The organism is Streptomyces venezuelae (genome assembly GCF_008642375.1).
In the GTDB taxonomy this organism is placed as follows: Bacteria; Actinomycetota; Actinomycetes; order Streptomycetales; family Streptomycetaceae; genus Streptomyces; species Streptomyces venezuelae_G.
Genome location: NZ_CP029194.1, coordinates 6854791 through 6869618, shown reverse-complemented (window position 1 = coordinate 6869618; position 14828 = coordinate 6854791). Strand labels below are relative to the sequence as shown.

Sequence of the window (14828 nt, the reverse complement as noted above, 5' to 3'; positions counted from 1 at the left end):
GGTCAGGCGATGAGCAGTCCGATGCCGCCGAGGGTGTACGCGATCATCAGCAGGAACAGCGGCAGTTGGCCCGCGACGGCCCGGGCGGGCGGGAAGAGCCGGACGGAGCGGTCGTGGGCGGCGACGACACCGAGGACGTGACCGGTGACGATCGCGGCGACCTGGAGGGTCGCGAGGCCGCCGGGACCCAGTGGTGAGGCGGGCGAGGAGGCGTTGTCAGTGCCCGCTGCCATGATGACTGTACGTGTCCCTTCGGTGACGAAGAGCGAGAAGTAGTGGGCGACGAGGTAGCCGAGGGCGATGGGCAGGAGGGAGCGGGCGAAGGAGGTGAGAGGTGTGGTGAGGGACCGGTCCATGAGGCGGAGGGCGCCCGCGCAGAGGCCGTAGAGGGTGGCGGCGAGGGCGACGACGGCGAGGAGGCCGAGCGTGGCGGTGACGGTGGGGCCGAGGGAGGAGGTCTGGAGGGTGGTGATCCAGCGGGGGTTGTCGGAGAGGCCGTCGTAGGCGGTGGAGCCGAGGAGGACGCAGACGGTGGCGACGAGACCGGGGGTCTGCGGGGTGGAGTCGAGGCCGTGGAAGGGGGAGCGCAGGACCAGGCGGCCGTCGGCGCGGCGGCCGAGCGGTGAGAGGCGGGCGAGGAGGGAGGAGTAGACCTCGAAGGGGTCGGCGTGGGCGAACCAGCGGTCGCCGTAGTGGGCGGCGCCGAGGAGCTGGACGCCGGCGTGGACGGCGAGGGCGACGAGGAGGGTGCTGGTGGAGGTGTTGTCGGGGGCGACGAGTTCGAGCCAGGTGAAGAGGAGGAGCCCGGCGGCGGCGGGACGGATGCCGACGGCGGCGGGCACCGGACGCGGGTTCCGTGGCGGGCGGAGGGCGTGGAGGGTGCGGAGCGGGTTGAGGAGGCGCCAGACGGGGCCGAGGAGGAGGGAGGCGGGGACGAGGCCGACCCAGAGGAGGACGTAGAGGGCGCCGGGCGCGGGGTTGCGGTCCGGGTCGTCGGGGCCGAGGAGGAGGTGGGCGAGGAAGAGCAGGGCGACGGCGGCGCCCAGGAGCCGGAGGGTGGTGCGGGTGGCCGGCGCGTCGGCCACCCGCTGGAGGGCCGCGGGGAAGGGGCGTCCGGCCAGGTCGCCCCGGAAGCGGGAGGTGGACCAGAGCAGCCCGAGGGCGAGGAAGGAGACGAGGAGTGCGGTGAAGGCGCCGGCGTAGGCGTAGAAGGGTGAGAGGGGGAGGTCGTGCCGGGAGCCGACGCCGTGGGCCAGCGGGACGCCGGTCACCGGACGACGAGTTGGGTGAGGAGGAGTCCGGACTCGTGGGTCTCGACCTCGAAGAGACCGGTCCGGTCCGCGGTGAGGCTGAGGCTGGCGGGGACGCCGGGCGAGAGGGGGACTTCGCGGTCGTAGCCGTGGACGTGGAGGGTGTCGGCGCGGTCGCCGGTGACGCGGAGGGTGAGGTGCTCACCCTTCTTCAACTCGATGCGGGAAGGGGGTGGTTCGACGGTCTTGCCGGTGATGGTGAGGGTGACGGTACGACCGGTCTCGGACGGCCGGGGAGTCGGCGGCGCGGTGGTCGCGGCGCCGGTGGCGGTGGCCGTGGCGGTGGCCGTGCCGGACGGTCGGGGGCTCGGCGGGGCCGAGGTGGCGGGGGCGTCGTCCAGGCGGACGGTGGCCTGGACGGGGGCGCCGGCGACGGCCCAGACCGTGTGGTCGTCGGCGTGGAGGCGGACGGTCAGGGTGCGGACGCCGGGCGGTACGTGTCCCCAGTCGCCGTACAGGCGGGCGGTCTCCCGGCCGTCGCTCACGAGGCGGGCGTGGCCGCGGCCGGGGAGGGCGGCGCCGCCGGTGCTGTCCGGGGTGAAGCGGAACCTCTCCACCGTGAGGCGGATGTTCCAGCCGCCCTCCGTGTCGGGCCTGGCCTCGACCCGGACGGTGGGCGCGGTCGCCGCGGGGACCTCCCGCAGGCGGTGGCCGGACTCGTCGCGGGCGGGGAGGAGGGTGCCGCTGCTCCCGGAGGCCTCCTCGTGGGTGGTGCCGGGCTTGTGGTGGGTGGCGGCCGGGCCGCCGCAGCCCGCGAGGGACAGTGCGGCGGCCAGGACGAGCGCCGGGGAGAGGAGGGACGGCGCCGACCCACGCGGCTGCGTCGCGGGTGTCACGCCGCCCCCTCCTCGCGGGGCCGGGCCTCACCGGCGGGGGTGGGCTCCGGCTCCGGTCCGGGGTGGGAGTCGGCGGCGGTACCGGAATCGGTGGCAGGGTCGGCGCCGGAGCCGGAGTCGGCGGCGGGGGCGGTCGGCGGGGTGCGGGTGCCTGCCGCGATCACCGCCCAGAGGACCCAGACGACCCCGAGGAGCAGCCGGAACCAGGCGGGGCTGAGGGGAATGCCCGGGACCATCAGGACCGCCTTGTCGAAGGCGTCGAGCAGGGTGAGGGCGCCGAGGGCGACCGTGGTCCAGGCGAAGACGGGGCGGGCGGGCCGCAGGGCGAGGCCGACGAGGGTCCACCACACGCCCATGAGGAGCAGCGCGAGGGCCGGGACGACGGTCGGGGTGAGGGCGAGGGTGGAGCCGGCCACGTCGAGGGTCAGGCCGGCGAGGCCGGCGAGGGTGGCCAGGCCCGCGAGCCGGTGGCCGCGCAGGCGGCGCCACCACAGGGCGGTGCCGGTCAGGGCGAGGACGAGGGCGCTGCCGAGGGCGATCTGGGTCTCGACGCGCTGGAGGCCGCGGGCGCCGTACCAGTCGCAGCCGGCCGGGAGGCGGCGCGCCTGGACGTTGTAGTCGGCGCAGACGAGGAGCTGGGCGAGCTTGACGGGTTCGCCGACGATGCGGTCGGTGTCGCCGGAGACGTCGCCGCGGCGTTCCCCGCAGCCGGGCAGGGCTCCGGGGCTGGCGGCGCCGGCGTCGCTCTGCCAGCAGTTGCCGCTGCCCTGGCCGTCCCACCAGACGTCGGTGCGGTTGGGGCGGGAGTTGCCGGCCTTGTCGACGCCGAGGCGGTTGCCGGCGTAGCGGTTGTGGTGGGAGGTGTCGAACTGCTTGGCCCAGGCGGACTCGCCGCGGATGAAGGCGGGCACGGCGTTCAGGTAGAAGGCGGTGCGCTGGTGGCCGTACACCCAGTTGTCCTCGTAGAGGTTCCAGTTGCCGCCGGCGGTGATGATGCCGGTGCCGGGCGGCATGGAGATCTGGGGGCAGACGACGCCCCGTTCGTAGCCGCGCTCGACGGGCGGCTTGGCGCAGGTGCCGTCGGCGACGTACCGGTAGTAGTTCTGGTTGTTGTCGTGGATCAGGTTGCGTTCGAAGCGGGCGTGGTTCTGGGGAAGTCCGGGGTGACCGGGGAAGGCGGAGTCCATGGAGGCGCCGCCCATGTTGTGGTCGAACTCGTTGTCGTGGACCCAGACCGAGTCCCCGGCGGTGCCGGAGTAGCCGACCATGTTGTGGTGGCTGCGGCAGCCGGTGATCTCGATGGAGTAGCGGGGCACGTCGTAGCCGCGGCCCTCGTTGATGTTCGAGGCCGAGCCGGGGTAGATGCCGGAGTCGCCGTTTCCGTACGACTCGCAGTTCTTGTAGAGGCCGTGGTCGGAGGCGAAGGTGAGGAAGCCGTACTCGTCGTTCCAGCGGGTGAGGACGTCGTCGATGACGAAGCCGTCGGTGGCCAGCACGTACAGCGAGTTGAAGGTGGTGCGCTGGGCGGTGAAGTTGCGGAAGTAGACGCCGTCGGACTGGTCGGCCCGGATGCCGTTGAGCTTCTGGTACTTGGCGTCGAAGACGACGTCGAGGCGGGAGGAGCCGGTGCCCTCGATCTGGAGGTCCTTCTTGCCGAGGATCGCGACCAGGTTCTGGTTGTGCGGGCACTGCCGCTGCTGCTCGTAGCTGAGGATCTGGTAGCCGAACGAGGAGTTCGGGGCCTTGAGCGCGGCGCACGCGCCGGTGGGCCTGGGCAGTGAGGGCTCCTCCTCGTAGAGGCCGGGGAGGACCGCGATCGTCATCCCGGGCCGGTCGACGGCGTCGACGGCCTCCTGGAGGTGGCGGTAGCCCTCGCGCGCGCAGCGGTCGAGGAGGGCGAGGTTGCGGGCCTTGAGCGCGGCCGGGAAAGCGGATGTCCGGCGCGCGAAGTCGGCGCGGTCGGTCTTGCAGACGAGGAGGTCGGGTTCGCCCGAGCGGGGCTTCGGGACGGTGCCGGAGCCGTCGGGGAAGGTGACGGGCCGCTCCTCGTGGGCCTGGGCCCCGGGGGCGGTGAGCAGGGCTCCGGCGAGGGCCGCGAGCACGACCGAGAGGGCGAGGACGAATCTTCGGGTCCAGGACATGCGCGTGAGAGTAGAGCATTGTTCATCTTTTCTGCCCCCCTCGCGCAGGCACCAATCCAGGGGGCCGATCCGGAACACCTCCCGCCACGCCCCCGTTGACGGGAGCGCCGCGGAATCCTACGGTCATCCATAGGATTCCCTTGCGGGCTCAGGACAGGAGCGGGCGATGACCACGGAGCAGGCCAGGAAGACGGCCGAGGCGCTCACCTACAGCAGCGGTTTCGGCAACGAGCACAGCTCGGAGGCGGTCCCCGGCGCACTGCCGCACGGCCGCAACTCGCCGCAGCGCGCACCTCTCGGCCTCTACGCCGAGCAGCTCAGCGGCAGCGCCTTCACCGAGCCGCGGGCGCACAACCGCCGCTCCTGGCTCTACCGGATCCGCCCCTCGGCCGCGCACCCGCCGTTCACCCGGACCGACGACGGCACACTGCGCGGGGCCCCCTTCACCGAGACCGTGCCCGACCCCAACCGGCTCCGCTGGAACCCGCTGCCCGAGCCCGCCCCGGGCACCGACTGGCTCGCCGGCCTGTGGACCCTCGGCGGCAACGGCGACGCGACCCAGCGCACCGGCATGGCCGTGCACCTCTACCACGCCAATGCCTCCATGGAGCGGGTCTTCGGCGACTCCGACGGCGAGCTGCTGATCGTCCCCGAGCGCGGCGGCCTGCTGCTCCGCACGGAGCTGGGCCTGCTCGCCGCCCACCCCGGCGAGGTCGCGCTGATCCCCCGCGGCGTCCGCTTCCGCGTCGAGCTGCTCGACGAGACCGCCCGCGGCTATGTCTGCGAGAACTACGGGGCGCCCTTCCAGCTCCCCGACCTCGGCCCGATCGGCGCCAACGGCCTGGCCAACGCCCGCGACTTCCGTGCTCCCGTCGCCGCCTACGAGGACGTCGAGGGTCCGGTCGAGGTGGTCAACAAGTACTGCGGCCACCTCTGGTCCGCGACCTACGGCCACTCCCCGCTGGACGTCGTCGCCTGGCACGGCAACCACACCCCGTACGTCTACGACCTGCGCCGTTTCAACGTCATCGGAACGATCTCCTACGACCACCCCGACCCGTCGATCTTCACGGTCCTCACCGCGCCCTCGGACACCCCGGGGCTCGCGGGCGTCGACTTCGTCGTCTTCGCCCCGCGCTGGCTCGTCGGCGAGGACACCTTCCGTCCGCCGTACTTCCACCGCAACGTGATGAGCGAGTACATGGGCCTGATCGAGGGCGCCTACGACGCCAAGGCCGAGGGCTTCGTGCCCGGCGGCGGCTCGCTGCACAACATGATGTCCGCGCACGGCCCCGACCGGGAGACCTTCGACAAGGCCAGCGCCGCGGAGCTGAAGCCGCAGAAGATCGACGACGGCCTCGCTTTCATGTTCGAGACCCGCTGGCCGGTGACCGCGACCGCGCAGGCCGCGAACGCCGACCATCTGCAGAAGGGGTACGACGACGTATGGCAGGGTCTTGAGCGCCACTTCCGGCCGTAGTGTCCCGGCCGTAAGCCCTTAGGCCCTGTTCGGCAGATCATGGCCGGGGTCCGACCCTGTCCGCCGAGCAGGCCCTAGCCGTCGTACGGAGAACACGTGACCGCCTTCGCCCCCGACTCGCTGGTCCTGAACCGCAAGCTGCCGCTCTGGTATCAGGTCTCGCAGTCGTTGCGCGCCTCGATACTGGGCCGCACGCCCGACGCCTCGCTGCGGCTGCCCACCGAGGAGCAGCTCGCCGCCCACTACGGCGTGAGCGTGCTGACCATGCGCCAGGCCCTCAAGGAGCTGGAGGAGGAGGGCCTGATCAGCCGGCACCGGCGGCGCGGCACCTTCATCGAGCCGGGCGCCCGCCGCTCCACCCCGCGCCGGCTGCTCGGCTCGATCGACGCGATCGTGGCCCAGCAGTCGGGCGAGCGGACGACGGTCCTCGGGCACGGCGCGGAGCCGGTGCCGGGCGAGCTCGCCGAGTACTTCCCTGACGTGCCGGAGGTCGTGGCGTACCGGCGGCTGCGCCGCGACGGGGAGACCGGCGAGCCGACCAACTGGGTGGAGAATGCGGTACGCCCCGAGCTCGCGGCCTCGATCGACCCGGCCGACCTGGAGCGCTGGCCGATGACGAAGGTGCTGCGGGACGTGGTCGGGGTGCGGATCAGCCGCATCACGGACACGGTCGAGGCGCGCCTCGCCGACCCGGAGACGGCGGGCCTGCTCCAGGTCCCGCTGCTCTCGCCGATCCTCCACTACACCGGTGTGACCTACGACGAGGACGGCAGGGTCGTCGACGTGGCCCGCATCCGGTACCGCGGCGACCGCTTCTCCTTCACCGTCACGGTGGAGGCGCACTGACGGCGCTGGCTAGCATGCGGGGCGTGACGGAAGCCTCCGGTGCGGAAGACGCCAGCAGGGACGACGCCGGTACGGAACACGACGTACCCGCGCTCGACGACCTGCCCCTCCTCGACGACCTCATGCCGTGGTCCGTCGCGCCGCTCCGCTTCGGGCGGTCCTGGATCGTGGCGCCGGACGTGCGGACCCTGCGGGCCCGCTGGGACCGGCTGACCGCCGCCGAGGGGGCCGAGCGCGAGGCGCTCTTCCGCCCGAGCCGGGCGCGGACACCGTCGAGCGCGGTGGCGGCCCTGCCCGGCCAGCGCACCGGGACCGCGCGCTTCGCCCGCGAGCCGGGCCCGTGCCCGCAGCCGGTGCGCTTCGCGCACCGGCCGTTCGACGAGCAGTGGCTGCTCCCCGACCACCGGCTCATCGACACCGCGCGCCCCGAGCTGTGGCGGGTCGCCGGGGAGCCGCAGATCTTCGCCGTCGAGCAGGCGTACGTCCCCGGGCCGGCCGGCCCCGGGAAAGCCGTTCCCGGAGCGGCAGGTCACGGAGCGGCCGGCCCCGCGCTCCTGGTGACGGCCGCCCTTCCCGAGGGCCGCTCCCCGGCTGGCCGCCCCGGCCGGATCCGCCCTCTCTTCCGGCGCCCGGGCGGCCGGGAGCCCAATCTCGCGCCGGGCCTGCTGCCCTTCCTCACCCGCCGGTACGGGCACGAGGTCGACGCCCTGGAGTGGCTCGCCTGGACGCTGGCGGCGGCCCTCCCCTCCCCCGCGGGCTGCCGCGTACCGCTCCCCGCGGGCCCGGAGGTCTGGGCGGCGGGCGTGGCACTCGGCCGGGAGCTCGCCGACGTGCAGCTGCGGGGCGCGCTGAGCGGGTCGAAGCCCAGGCAGCCGGGCGGGCGCCGACCCTATGTGCGGGCCGCGGTCCCCGCGCGGCCCGAGGCGGTGACGTACGACGCCGACGAGGAGGCCCTGCTCCTCGGTGAGGGCCGGATCTCCCCCGTACCACCGGAGGCCTGGGAGTTCCGGGTCGGCGGGGTGCGCGTCCTGGAGCAGTGGTTCGCGCACCGGACCGCGCCGGCGGAGCCGGGCTCGCTGGAGGCGATCGGCCCGGCCGGCTGGCCCCAGGAGTGGACCTCGGAGCTGCTCGACCTGGTCACGGTCCTGGCGCTGCTCGGCGCGCGGGAGCCGGAGCGCGCCGCCTTCGCGGCGGCCGGAGCGGCGACCCGGGAGGAGCTGCGGGCGGCCGGGGTGCTGCCGGTGCCGGACCGGGCCCGCCGCCCCGCGTCCGTACTGGACCATCAGGAGGAGGGGCCGGAGGGCCAGTTCGCCCTGCTGTAGCGGCTCCTAGGGGACGAACGAGTCGAGCACCCGCCCCAGCGTCCGCTCGAAGATCTCCTCGGGGTCGGGGGGCTCGGCCCCGGCCGAGGCCAGGACCGCCGCCAGCCGGGGGTAGCCGCCGCCGGCGAGCTGCCGCATCAGATAGGCGCCGCGGACGGCCTGCTCCTGCTCTCCGGACCAGGGCAGGGAGCGGGCGCGCTCGGCGAGGGCGATCTCGTTGGCGACGATGGTCATCACGGTGCCGTTGACGCTCGCGATCAGTTCCATCTTGGCGCCGCCCGGCAGGTCGAGGCCGTCCAGGCAGCCGAGGCAGTGCTCCAGGAACCGCAGGGCGTTCGGGCCGTAGGCGTAGCCGGTGGTCATCAGGCGGATCACCCAGGGGTGGCGGTGCAGGATCCCGCGCGCCTGCCGGCCCATGTCGATCATGTCCGCGCGCCAGTCGCCAGCGGACGTGCCGAGCGGGTCGGAGAGTTCGTACTCGGCGCTGACGGCGTCCACCATCAGCTCGTACAGGTCCTCCTTGCGCGGGACGTAGTTGTAGAGCGACATCGTGCCGCAGCCGATGTCGCCCGCGAGGCGGCGCATCGAGACCGCGTCGATGCCGTCGGCGTCGGCGACACGGACGGCGGCGGCCACGATGTCGCTCCGGCTGTAGGCCGGTTTGGGGCCGCGGCCCGCGCGCTCGGGCCGTGCCCAGATCACTTCCGGTTCGGCCGCTCGGCCCGCCATGGATCATCACCTCGACCCCCATCGTAGTTACGTACACCGTACGTAGTGGGGTATGGTCGCGCCATGACGACTACGTACGCTGTACTTAGTGAGGGTCTGCGGAAGCGATACGGCGAGGTCCACGCACTGCGCGGGCTCGACCTGGCCGTCCCCGAGGGCACGGTCTGCGGCGTCCTCGGCCCCAACGGCGCCGGCAAGACCACCGCCGTCCGGGTCCTGACGACGCTGGTCGCGCCCGACGCGGGCAGCGCGCGGGTCGCCGGGCACGACGTGGTGCGCGACCCGGCGGGCGTCCGCGGCAAGATCGCGGTCACCGGCCAGTACGCCTCCGTCGACGGCGACCTGACCGGAGCCGAGAACCTCAGGCTCTTCGCCCGGCTGCTGCGCGCCCCGCGCTCCCGCGCCGGCGAACTCCTGGAGCGGTTCGGCCTGACCGCCGCGGCAGACCGGCCCGCACACACCTACTCGGGCGGGATGCGGCGCCGCCTCGACCTGGCCGCGAGCCTCCTCGTCCGGCCCGAGGTCCTCTTCCTCGACGAGCCGACGACCGGCCTCGACCCGTACAGCCGGAACGGCATCTGGGACGTCGTAAGGGAGTTGGCGGCCGAGGGCACCACCGTCCTGCTGACCACCCAGTACCTGGAGGAGGCCGACCGGCTCGCCGACGACATCGTCCTGATCGACGACGGGCGGGTCGCCCAGCGCGGCACACCCGCCGAGCTCAAGGCGCTCATCGGCCACCACGCCGAGGTCGTCGTCGCCGACCCCGCGCTCCTGGAGGCGGCCGCCGCCGTCCTCGACCGGCTCACCGGCTCGGCCCCGCTCCTGGACGCCGAGCGGCGCACGGTCGGCGCGGTGACCGCGGACACCACCCTCACCCTCCCCCGGCTCGTCCGCGAGATCGACGCCGCCGGGGTCCACATCGTCGACGCGTCCCTGCGTCCGCCCACCCTCGACGAGGTGTTCCTGCGCCTCACCGCCCGGAAGGAGCCCGCAGCGTGAGCGCGCTCGTGCACGACGGGACCGCCGTTCTCGGCCGCCATCTCCAGCGGATCCGGCACGCCCCGGCCATCACCGTCATGACCCAGACGATGCCGATCGTCTTCCTCCTCTTCTTCGGGTACGTCTTCGGCAGCGCGCTCGCCATGCCGGGCGCCGAGTACCGGGCCTACCTGGTCCCCGGCATCCTCGTGGCGACGGCGGCCGGCGGCCTGATGACGGGCATGTTCCAGGCCGCCCAGGACTCGCACCGGGGCGTCATGGACCGCTTCCGGACCCTGCCCGTGAGCCGGGCCGCGGTCCCCCTCGGGCAGGCCCTCGCCGACCTGGTGGCGAGCGCGGTCGGCACGGTCCCGCTGATCCTCGTCGGACTCGCCATGGGCTGGCGGATCGAGGGCACGGCCCTGGAGGCCCTGGGCGCCTTCGGCCTGCTGCTCCTTTTCCGCTTCGCGACGACCTGGATCGGCATCCTGCTCGGCCTCGCCTCGCAGAGCGAGGAGGCGGCGGGCCAGCTGGGCAGCGCCACCTTCATGCTGCCGCTGCTCTCCAACGCGTACATCCCGACGGAGGGCATGCCGGGCTGGCTGCGGACCGTCGCCGAGTGGAACCCGATCTCGGCGGTCACGGCGGCGGTACGGAAGCTCTTCGGCAACGCGCCCGTACCGGCGGACGCGGCCTGGCCGGTGGCGCACCCGGTGGCGGGGGCGCTGCTCTGGTCGCTCGCCCTGATCGCGCTCTTCGCCCCGCTCGCGGTCCGCCGCTATGCCCGCCGCTGACCGGGCCGGGGTGACGTAGCCCCTGATGACAAGGAGGGCCCGGCAGGGTAGGCAGGGCTGTCATGAGCACTCAGCCACTCCCCCTCGAAGGGATCACGGTCGTCGCCGTCGAGCAGGCCGTCGCCGCCCCCTTCGCCACCCGGCAGCTCGCGGACCTCGGCGCCCGTGTCGTCAAGATCGAGCGCCCCGACGGCGGGGACTTCGCCCGGGGGTACGACACGGCCGCCCGCGGCCTCGCCTCGCACTTCGTGTGGTGCAACCGCGGCAAGGAGTCGGTGGCGGTCGATCTCAAAGACCCCCGGGGTCTGGCGCTCGCCCGGCGCCTGGTGGCCGGCGCCGACGTCTTCGTACAGAACCTGGCGCAGGGCGCCGCGGCCCGACTCGGCCTCGACGCCGCCACGCTGTGCGCCGCGCACCCGCGGCTGATCGCCGTGGACGTCTCGGGGTACGGGGCGGCGGGTCCGTACGCGCACAAGCGGGCGTACGACATGCTCGTGCAGTGCGAGGCGGGGCTCGTCTCGGTGACCGGCACGCCGGACCAGCCGGTCAAGTCGGGGATCCCGGCGGCCGACATCGCCGCCGGGATGTACGCCTTCTCGGGCGTCCTCGCCGCACTCGTCCGGCGCGGCACGACCGGGCGCGGCGGCCCGGTGGAGGTCTCCCTGCTCGACTCACTGGCCGAGTGGATGGGGCATCCGTTGCACCACGGGTCGCACGGAGGCACGAGCCCGGCGCGAACGGGGCTCGCGCACGCGGTGATCGCCCCGTACGACGCCTATCCGACGGCCGACGGGGGCTTGGTGCTGCTCTCCGTGCAGAACGACCGCGAGTGGCGGCGGCTCGCCGAGCGGGTCATCGGCCGCCCCGAGCTCGCCGAGGACCCGGCCTTCGCGACGAACACGGCGCGGGTCGCCGGGCGCGCGGCGACCGACGCGGTGGTGGCTGAGGCGCTGGCCCCGCTCACGGCCCCGGAGGCGCTGGCGCGGCTCGACGCGGCGGGTGTCGCCTGCGCCCGGCTCAACTCGGTCGCGGAGCTCGCGGACCATCCCCAGCTGACGGCGAGGGACCGCTGGCGGCCGGTGGACTCCCCGGTCGGGCCGCTGCGTTCGCTGCTGCCGCCGATCGTCTTCCCGGACGGTCCGGAGCCGCGCATGGACCGGATCCCGGCGCTCGGACAGGACACGGACGAGGTCCTCGGGGAGCTCGGGGTGTCCGAGACGGAGCGGAAGGAGCTCAGGAGCGCGGGTGTGATCGCCTGACGCCCACCTGACGAACCGGGGCGGCGGACCGGCCAGGACACGACGGAACGCCGGACGGGCGGGGACACGTCCGGCGTTGTCGCGAGCGGGTCGTACGGAAGACCGGGCGGAAGCGGGCGGGCGGCCTCGGGGTACGCGGCCCGGCCCCCGGTCCTCTAGTGGCGCGCGCCGAAGAGCGAGCGGCGCAGTCGGCGGAGCGGTGCGAAGAGCGAGACCCGCGCGCTGCGGCCACGGTGGCTGTGCACCGGCGCCTCCGGCATACGTGACGTCAGTTCCCGCATCAGCAGCGTCGCCTCGGCCACCTCGCGCTGGGGCACGGCGGGGCCGCCGAGCACCGCGAGATGGCGGTCGAGGCGCGAACTCGTCGCGCTGCTCCCGCAGGTGATGGCAGGCACTCGCGGCCTGCTGCGCATTGCTATCTGTTCCATGTCACTCCCCACCCGTACAAGGGCACCCGGCCCGGGCAGGTTAACCCTATCGCTCCACCGTCACACCCGTGTATCCCGCCGACGGGATTCACCGCCCCCGTACGAGGGTTGACGGTCACTGTGCGAATCCATCTGATTCCAGGGTGAGTTGGACAGGCCTCGAACACCTGTCGAACCGTCACGAACCATCCTGCACCGAGGACGTCGACCTCCGGCCACGCGGACCGGTGTGATCTCCGCCACCAAGATCGTTCCATCGCGCCGGACCGTGCGGTGCCGTACGGACCGGAGTCGGAAGGACACCGCTCGGTTACCGTGGAGCCATGACGGTGATCGCGGGTCGTTACCGGCTGCTGGACGTCCTCGCGGAAGGGGCGACGGGCACGGTCTGGCGCGCCCTCGACGAGACGCTCGTCCATGAGGTGGCCCTCAAGGAGCTCCGCGTCCCGGCCGGACTCCCCGCCGACGAAGCCCCCCTGCTGTACGCGCGCCTGGAGCGCGGGGCGCGGGCGGCCGCCCGGATCTCCCACCCGTCGGTGGTGCGGGTGCACGGCGTGGCCACCGAGGACGGCCGGCCGTGGGTCGCGATGGAGCTGGTCCGCGGCCTCAGCCTGGCCGAGACGCTGGAGGCCGGCGGTCCGCTGCCCCCGCCGGAGGCCGCTCGCGTCGGCGCGGAGACCCTCGCCGCGCTCCGGGCGGCGCGCGCGGCGGGCGTCCCCCACCGGGGCGTGGACCCGGGACACGTCCTGCTCGCCAACGACGGACGGGTCGTCGTCACCGGCTTCGGTACGGGGATCACCACCCCGCCGGAGGCCGAACCGGACGCGGCGGCGGAGCTGCGGTCCCTCGGAGCGCTCCTCGACACCGCCGTGGGAGGCCGGCCCGGGCCGCTGGCCTCGGTGATCGGGCGGCTCCTCGGCGAGGACCCGGAGCCGGCCCTGACGGCGGATCAGGCCGAGCGGGAGCTGCGGCGGGCGGCGCCGGGCGGTGCGCCGCGGGCCGGCGGCGGGTCCCCGCGTGCGGAGTCCGACACCACGAGGAGGCCCCCGACCGCGAGCGAGGGTGACGAGGGGGCGCGCGGCGGGGGTCCGGCGCCGGCTCCCGCGGGAGCGCGGCCGCCCCGGCGATCGGCACGGCCCCGCCGGGGCCCGGTCCTCGCGGCCGGGCTGGTCGGGGCCCTGCTGATCACCGGGGCGTTGACGTACCACCTCGTGCGGGACGGGGAGCCGGGAGCCGGTCCCGGTCCGGGCGGGGTCACGAGCACCGCTCCGGCCGGTCCCGGCCCGACGGGCACCGGGGACGGATCCGCTACACCGCCCCGTTGAAGGACGGCAGGTAGCCGCCCGACTGGCCGGCCGCGGTCGGGTGGTAGGACTCCCCGATGTTGAGCCAGTTGACGCTGTGCAGCCACGCGGAGCCGGAGCAGATCTCGTGGCCGGTGAAGGTCGGGACGACGCTGGCGAAGGTGTAGCCGTGGTCGGCCGCGCGCTTGGCGACGGCGGCGTTGAGGTAGTCCGAGGCGCCGTTGATGGCGGTGCGCTCGCCCTCGCTCAGGCCGGCGACACAGCTGCCGCCCAGCTTGTAGAAGCGCGGGTAGCCGAGGACGACGACCTCGGCGGCGGGCGCCTTGTTCCTGATGGCCGTGTAGACGGAGTCGAGCTTGCCGGGCAGCGTGGAGTCCACGTAGGCCTTGGCCTGATTCACGCGGTTGATACAGGTGGCCTCGGACTGCAGCACACAGGTCGTCATGACGTCGGCGAAACCGGCGTCATTTCCCCCGATCGTGAGAGAGACCAGGTCCGTGGCGGCCGAGAGGGGGCCGAGCTGATTGGCGGTCACATCACCCGTTCGGGCGCCGGAGCAAGCGGTGAACGCGAAGGACGAAGGGGCGTTGGCGTTCTTCCAGAGCACCGGAAACGCCTTCGTGGAGCGCTTGCAGTCGCCACTGGCGCTGTCGTAGCTGCCGGCACCGACACCGGAGGAGTACGAGTCCCCCAGCGCCACGTAGTCGAGGGCGGCGGTTTCGGCCGCCTGGGCCGCGCTCACCCCGGTGAGGGCGAGGACGGCGCCGAGCAGGAGCGAGGACGAAAGGGCCGCGAAGCGGGGCAGTCTCATGGAACCTCCCTGTAGCAGGATCTCTGCGTTACCAGGTAGTAGCATCGGATCCGCCCGACCGGAAGTGTTCATGTCAAAACTGGTGCCGGACTCCAGCGGCGCTCAGGTGAACCTCCGGCGGCGACGGTCGAGATCCGGCCATGACAGGAAGCGGAACTTCCGCTCCCGATAAGCGATCGAACGTGACCGCGACACCTTCGCGACACATTCGCACAACAAGGCACAGAAACGTGATCCCGCATCACTGTTCCCTACATGCAAACGGATTGACCGAATCCGACCGGGACAGTTGCGCATCTGACCGACGAACCTTCGCCAAACTGCGGAAAAGCGGGCCACCGATCCGGGACTTGCCATACAGTCCCATTCATCAATACCGTCGTACATCTCACCCGCACAGGACCATCAAGCAAAGCGGCTCAGGGGAGGGCTCTAGCGTCGCGATGGCTCCGGTGCGGGGCGCGGTAGGGGGGTGCCGTGCTCGGTGTTCGTTGGGCGCCGGGTCGCGGGTACCGCGCGGCCAGTCATGCCAACTCGCCGATCCCGCAAGGAGATCGACCCTGTGTCGATGCCGCGTGGGCGAGGCG

Annotated in this window: 13 protein-coding genes; 7 read left to right on the top strand and 6 right to left on the bottom strand. The window is 73.4% G+C overall.

Going from position 1 to position 14828, the window contains the following annotated elements; translation table 11 throughout:
• Positions 1-2: 2 nt before the first annotated feature.
• Genes DEJ46_RS31390 through DEJ46_RS31380 form a run of 3 tightly spaced genes read right to left on the bottom strand, consistent with a single transcriptional unit; the run spans position 3 to position 4287 of the window.
• Entirely contained in the window at positions 3-1271 is a 1269-nt protein-coding gene (locus tag DEJ46_RS31390; protein ID WP_150271786.1) for a hypothetical protein, read from the bottom strand.
• On the bottom strand, positions 1268-2146 hold the full coding sequence (locus DEJ46_RS31385) for a cupredoxin domain-containing protein (protein WP_223835213.1): 879 nt from the start codon (positions 2144-2146) through the stop codon (positions 1268-1270). Before DEJ46_RS31385 ends, DEJ46_RS31390 begins: the two co-directional genes overlap by 4 nt.
• Positions 2143-4287 carry a right-handed parallel beta-helix repeat-containing protein gene (locus DEJ46_RS31380; RefSeq protein WP_150271785.1) on the bottom strand — a complete coding sequence of 715 codons (2145 nt, stop codon included), beginning with the start codon at positions 4285-4287 and terminating at the stop codon, positions 2143-2145. Before DEJ46_RS31380 ends, DEJ46_RS31385 begins: the two co-directional genes overlap by 4 nt.
• Before the next feature lie 166 nt (positions 4288-4453).
• On the opposite strand from DEJ46_RS31380, the gene hmgA reads away from it, so the two are divergent.
• The 3 genes from hmgA to DEJ46_RS31365 all read left to right on the top strand — a co-directional run bounded on the left by hmgA (position 4454) and on the right by DEJ46_RS31365 (position 7935).
• Entirely contained in the window at positions 4454-5767 is a 1314-nt protein-coding gene (hmgA, locus tag DEJ46_RS31375; protein WP_150271783.1) for a homogentisate 1,2-dioxygenase, read from the top strand.
• 96 nt (positions 5768-5863) lie between these two features.
• A complete protein-coding gene (locus DEJ46_RS31370; RefSeq protein WP_150271781.1) occupies positions 5864-6613 on the top strand; it encodes a GntR family transcriptional regulator in 750 nt (249 codons plus the stop codon).
• Between the two features lie 14 nt (positions 6614-6627).
• A complete protein-coding gene (locus DEJ46_RS31365; protein WP_190622986.1) occupies positions 6628-7935 on the top strand; it encodes a type ISP restriction/modification enzyme in 1308 nt (435 codons plus the stop codon).
• Positions 7936-7941: 6 nt separating this feature from the next.
• Here DEJ46_RS31365 and DEJ46_RS31360 read toward each other — a convergent pair whose 3' ends face one another.
• Positions 7942-8664 (bottom strand): TetR/AcrR family transcriptional regulator, encoded by a 723-nt coding sequence (locus DEJ46_RS31360; RefSeq protein WP_150271780.1) that lies wholly within the window; start codon positions 8662-8664, stop codon positions 7942-7944.
• Between the two features lie 63 nt (positions 8665-8727).
• Between DEJ46_RS31360 and DEJ46_RS31355 the strand changes: the two genes are divergently transcribed.
• The 3 genes from DEJ46_RS31355 to DEJ46_RS31345 all read left to right on the top strand — a co-directional run bounded on the left by DEJ46_RS31355 (position 8728) and on the right by DEJ46_RS31345 (position 11698).
• Positions 8728-9666: an ATP-binding cassette domain-containing protein gene (locus tag DEJ46_RS31355; protein ID WP_150271778.1), complete on the top strand. Its 939-nt coding sequence runs from the start codon at positions 8728-8730 to the stop codon at positions 9664-9666.
• Positions 9663-10439 (top strand): ABC transporter permease, encoded by a 777-nt coding sequence (locus DEJ46_RS31350; protein WP_150271776.1) that lies wholly within the window; start codon positions 9663-9665, stop codon positions 10437-10439. The genes DEJ46_RS31355 and DEJ46_RS31350 overlap by 4 nt, the downstream gene beginning before the upstream one ends.
• Positions 10440-10501: 62 nt before the next feature.
• Positions 10502-11698 (top strand): CaiB/BaiF CoA transferase family protein, encoded by a 1197-nt coding sequence (locus tag DEJ46_RS31345; protein ID WP_150271775.1) that lies wholly within the window; start codon positions 10502-10504, stop codon positions 11696-11698.
• Between the two features lie 155 nt (positions 11699-11853).
• On the opposite strand, the gene DEJ46_RS31340 is transcribed toward DEJ46_RS31345, so the two are convergent.
• Positions 11854-12126 carry a hypothetical protein gene (locus DEJ46_RS31340; protein WP_079037679.1) on the bottom strand — a complete coding sequence of 91 codons (273 nt, stop codon included), beginning with the start codon at positions 12124-12126 and terminating at the stop codon, positions 11854-11856.
• Between the two features lie 323 nt (positions 12127-12449).
• Between DEJ46_RS31340 and DEJ46_RS31335 the strand changes: the two genes are divergently transcribed.
• Positions 12450-13451 carry a serine/threonine-protein kinase gene (locus tag DEJ46_RS31335; protein WP_150271773.1) on the top strand — a complete coding sequence of 334 codons (1002 nt, stop codon included), beginning with the start codon at positions 12450-12452 and terminating at the stop codon, positions 13449-13451.
• Here DEJ46_RS31335 and DEJ46_RS31330 read toward each other — a convergent pair.
• Positions 13435-14241 (bottom strand): SGNH/GDSL hydrolase family protein, encoded by an 807-nt coding sequence (locus DEJ46_RS31330; RefSeq protein ID WP_150271771.1) that lies wholly within the window; start codon positions 14239-14241, stop codon positions 13435-13437. The two genes, DEJ46_RS31335 and DEJ46_RS31330, sit on opposite strands and share 17 nt — an antisense overlap.
• Between the last annotated feature and the right edge of the window lie 587 nt (positions 14242-14828).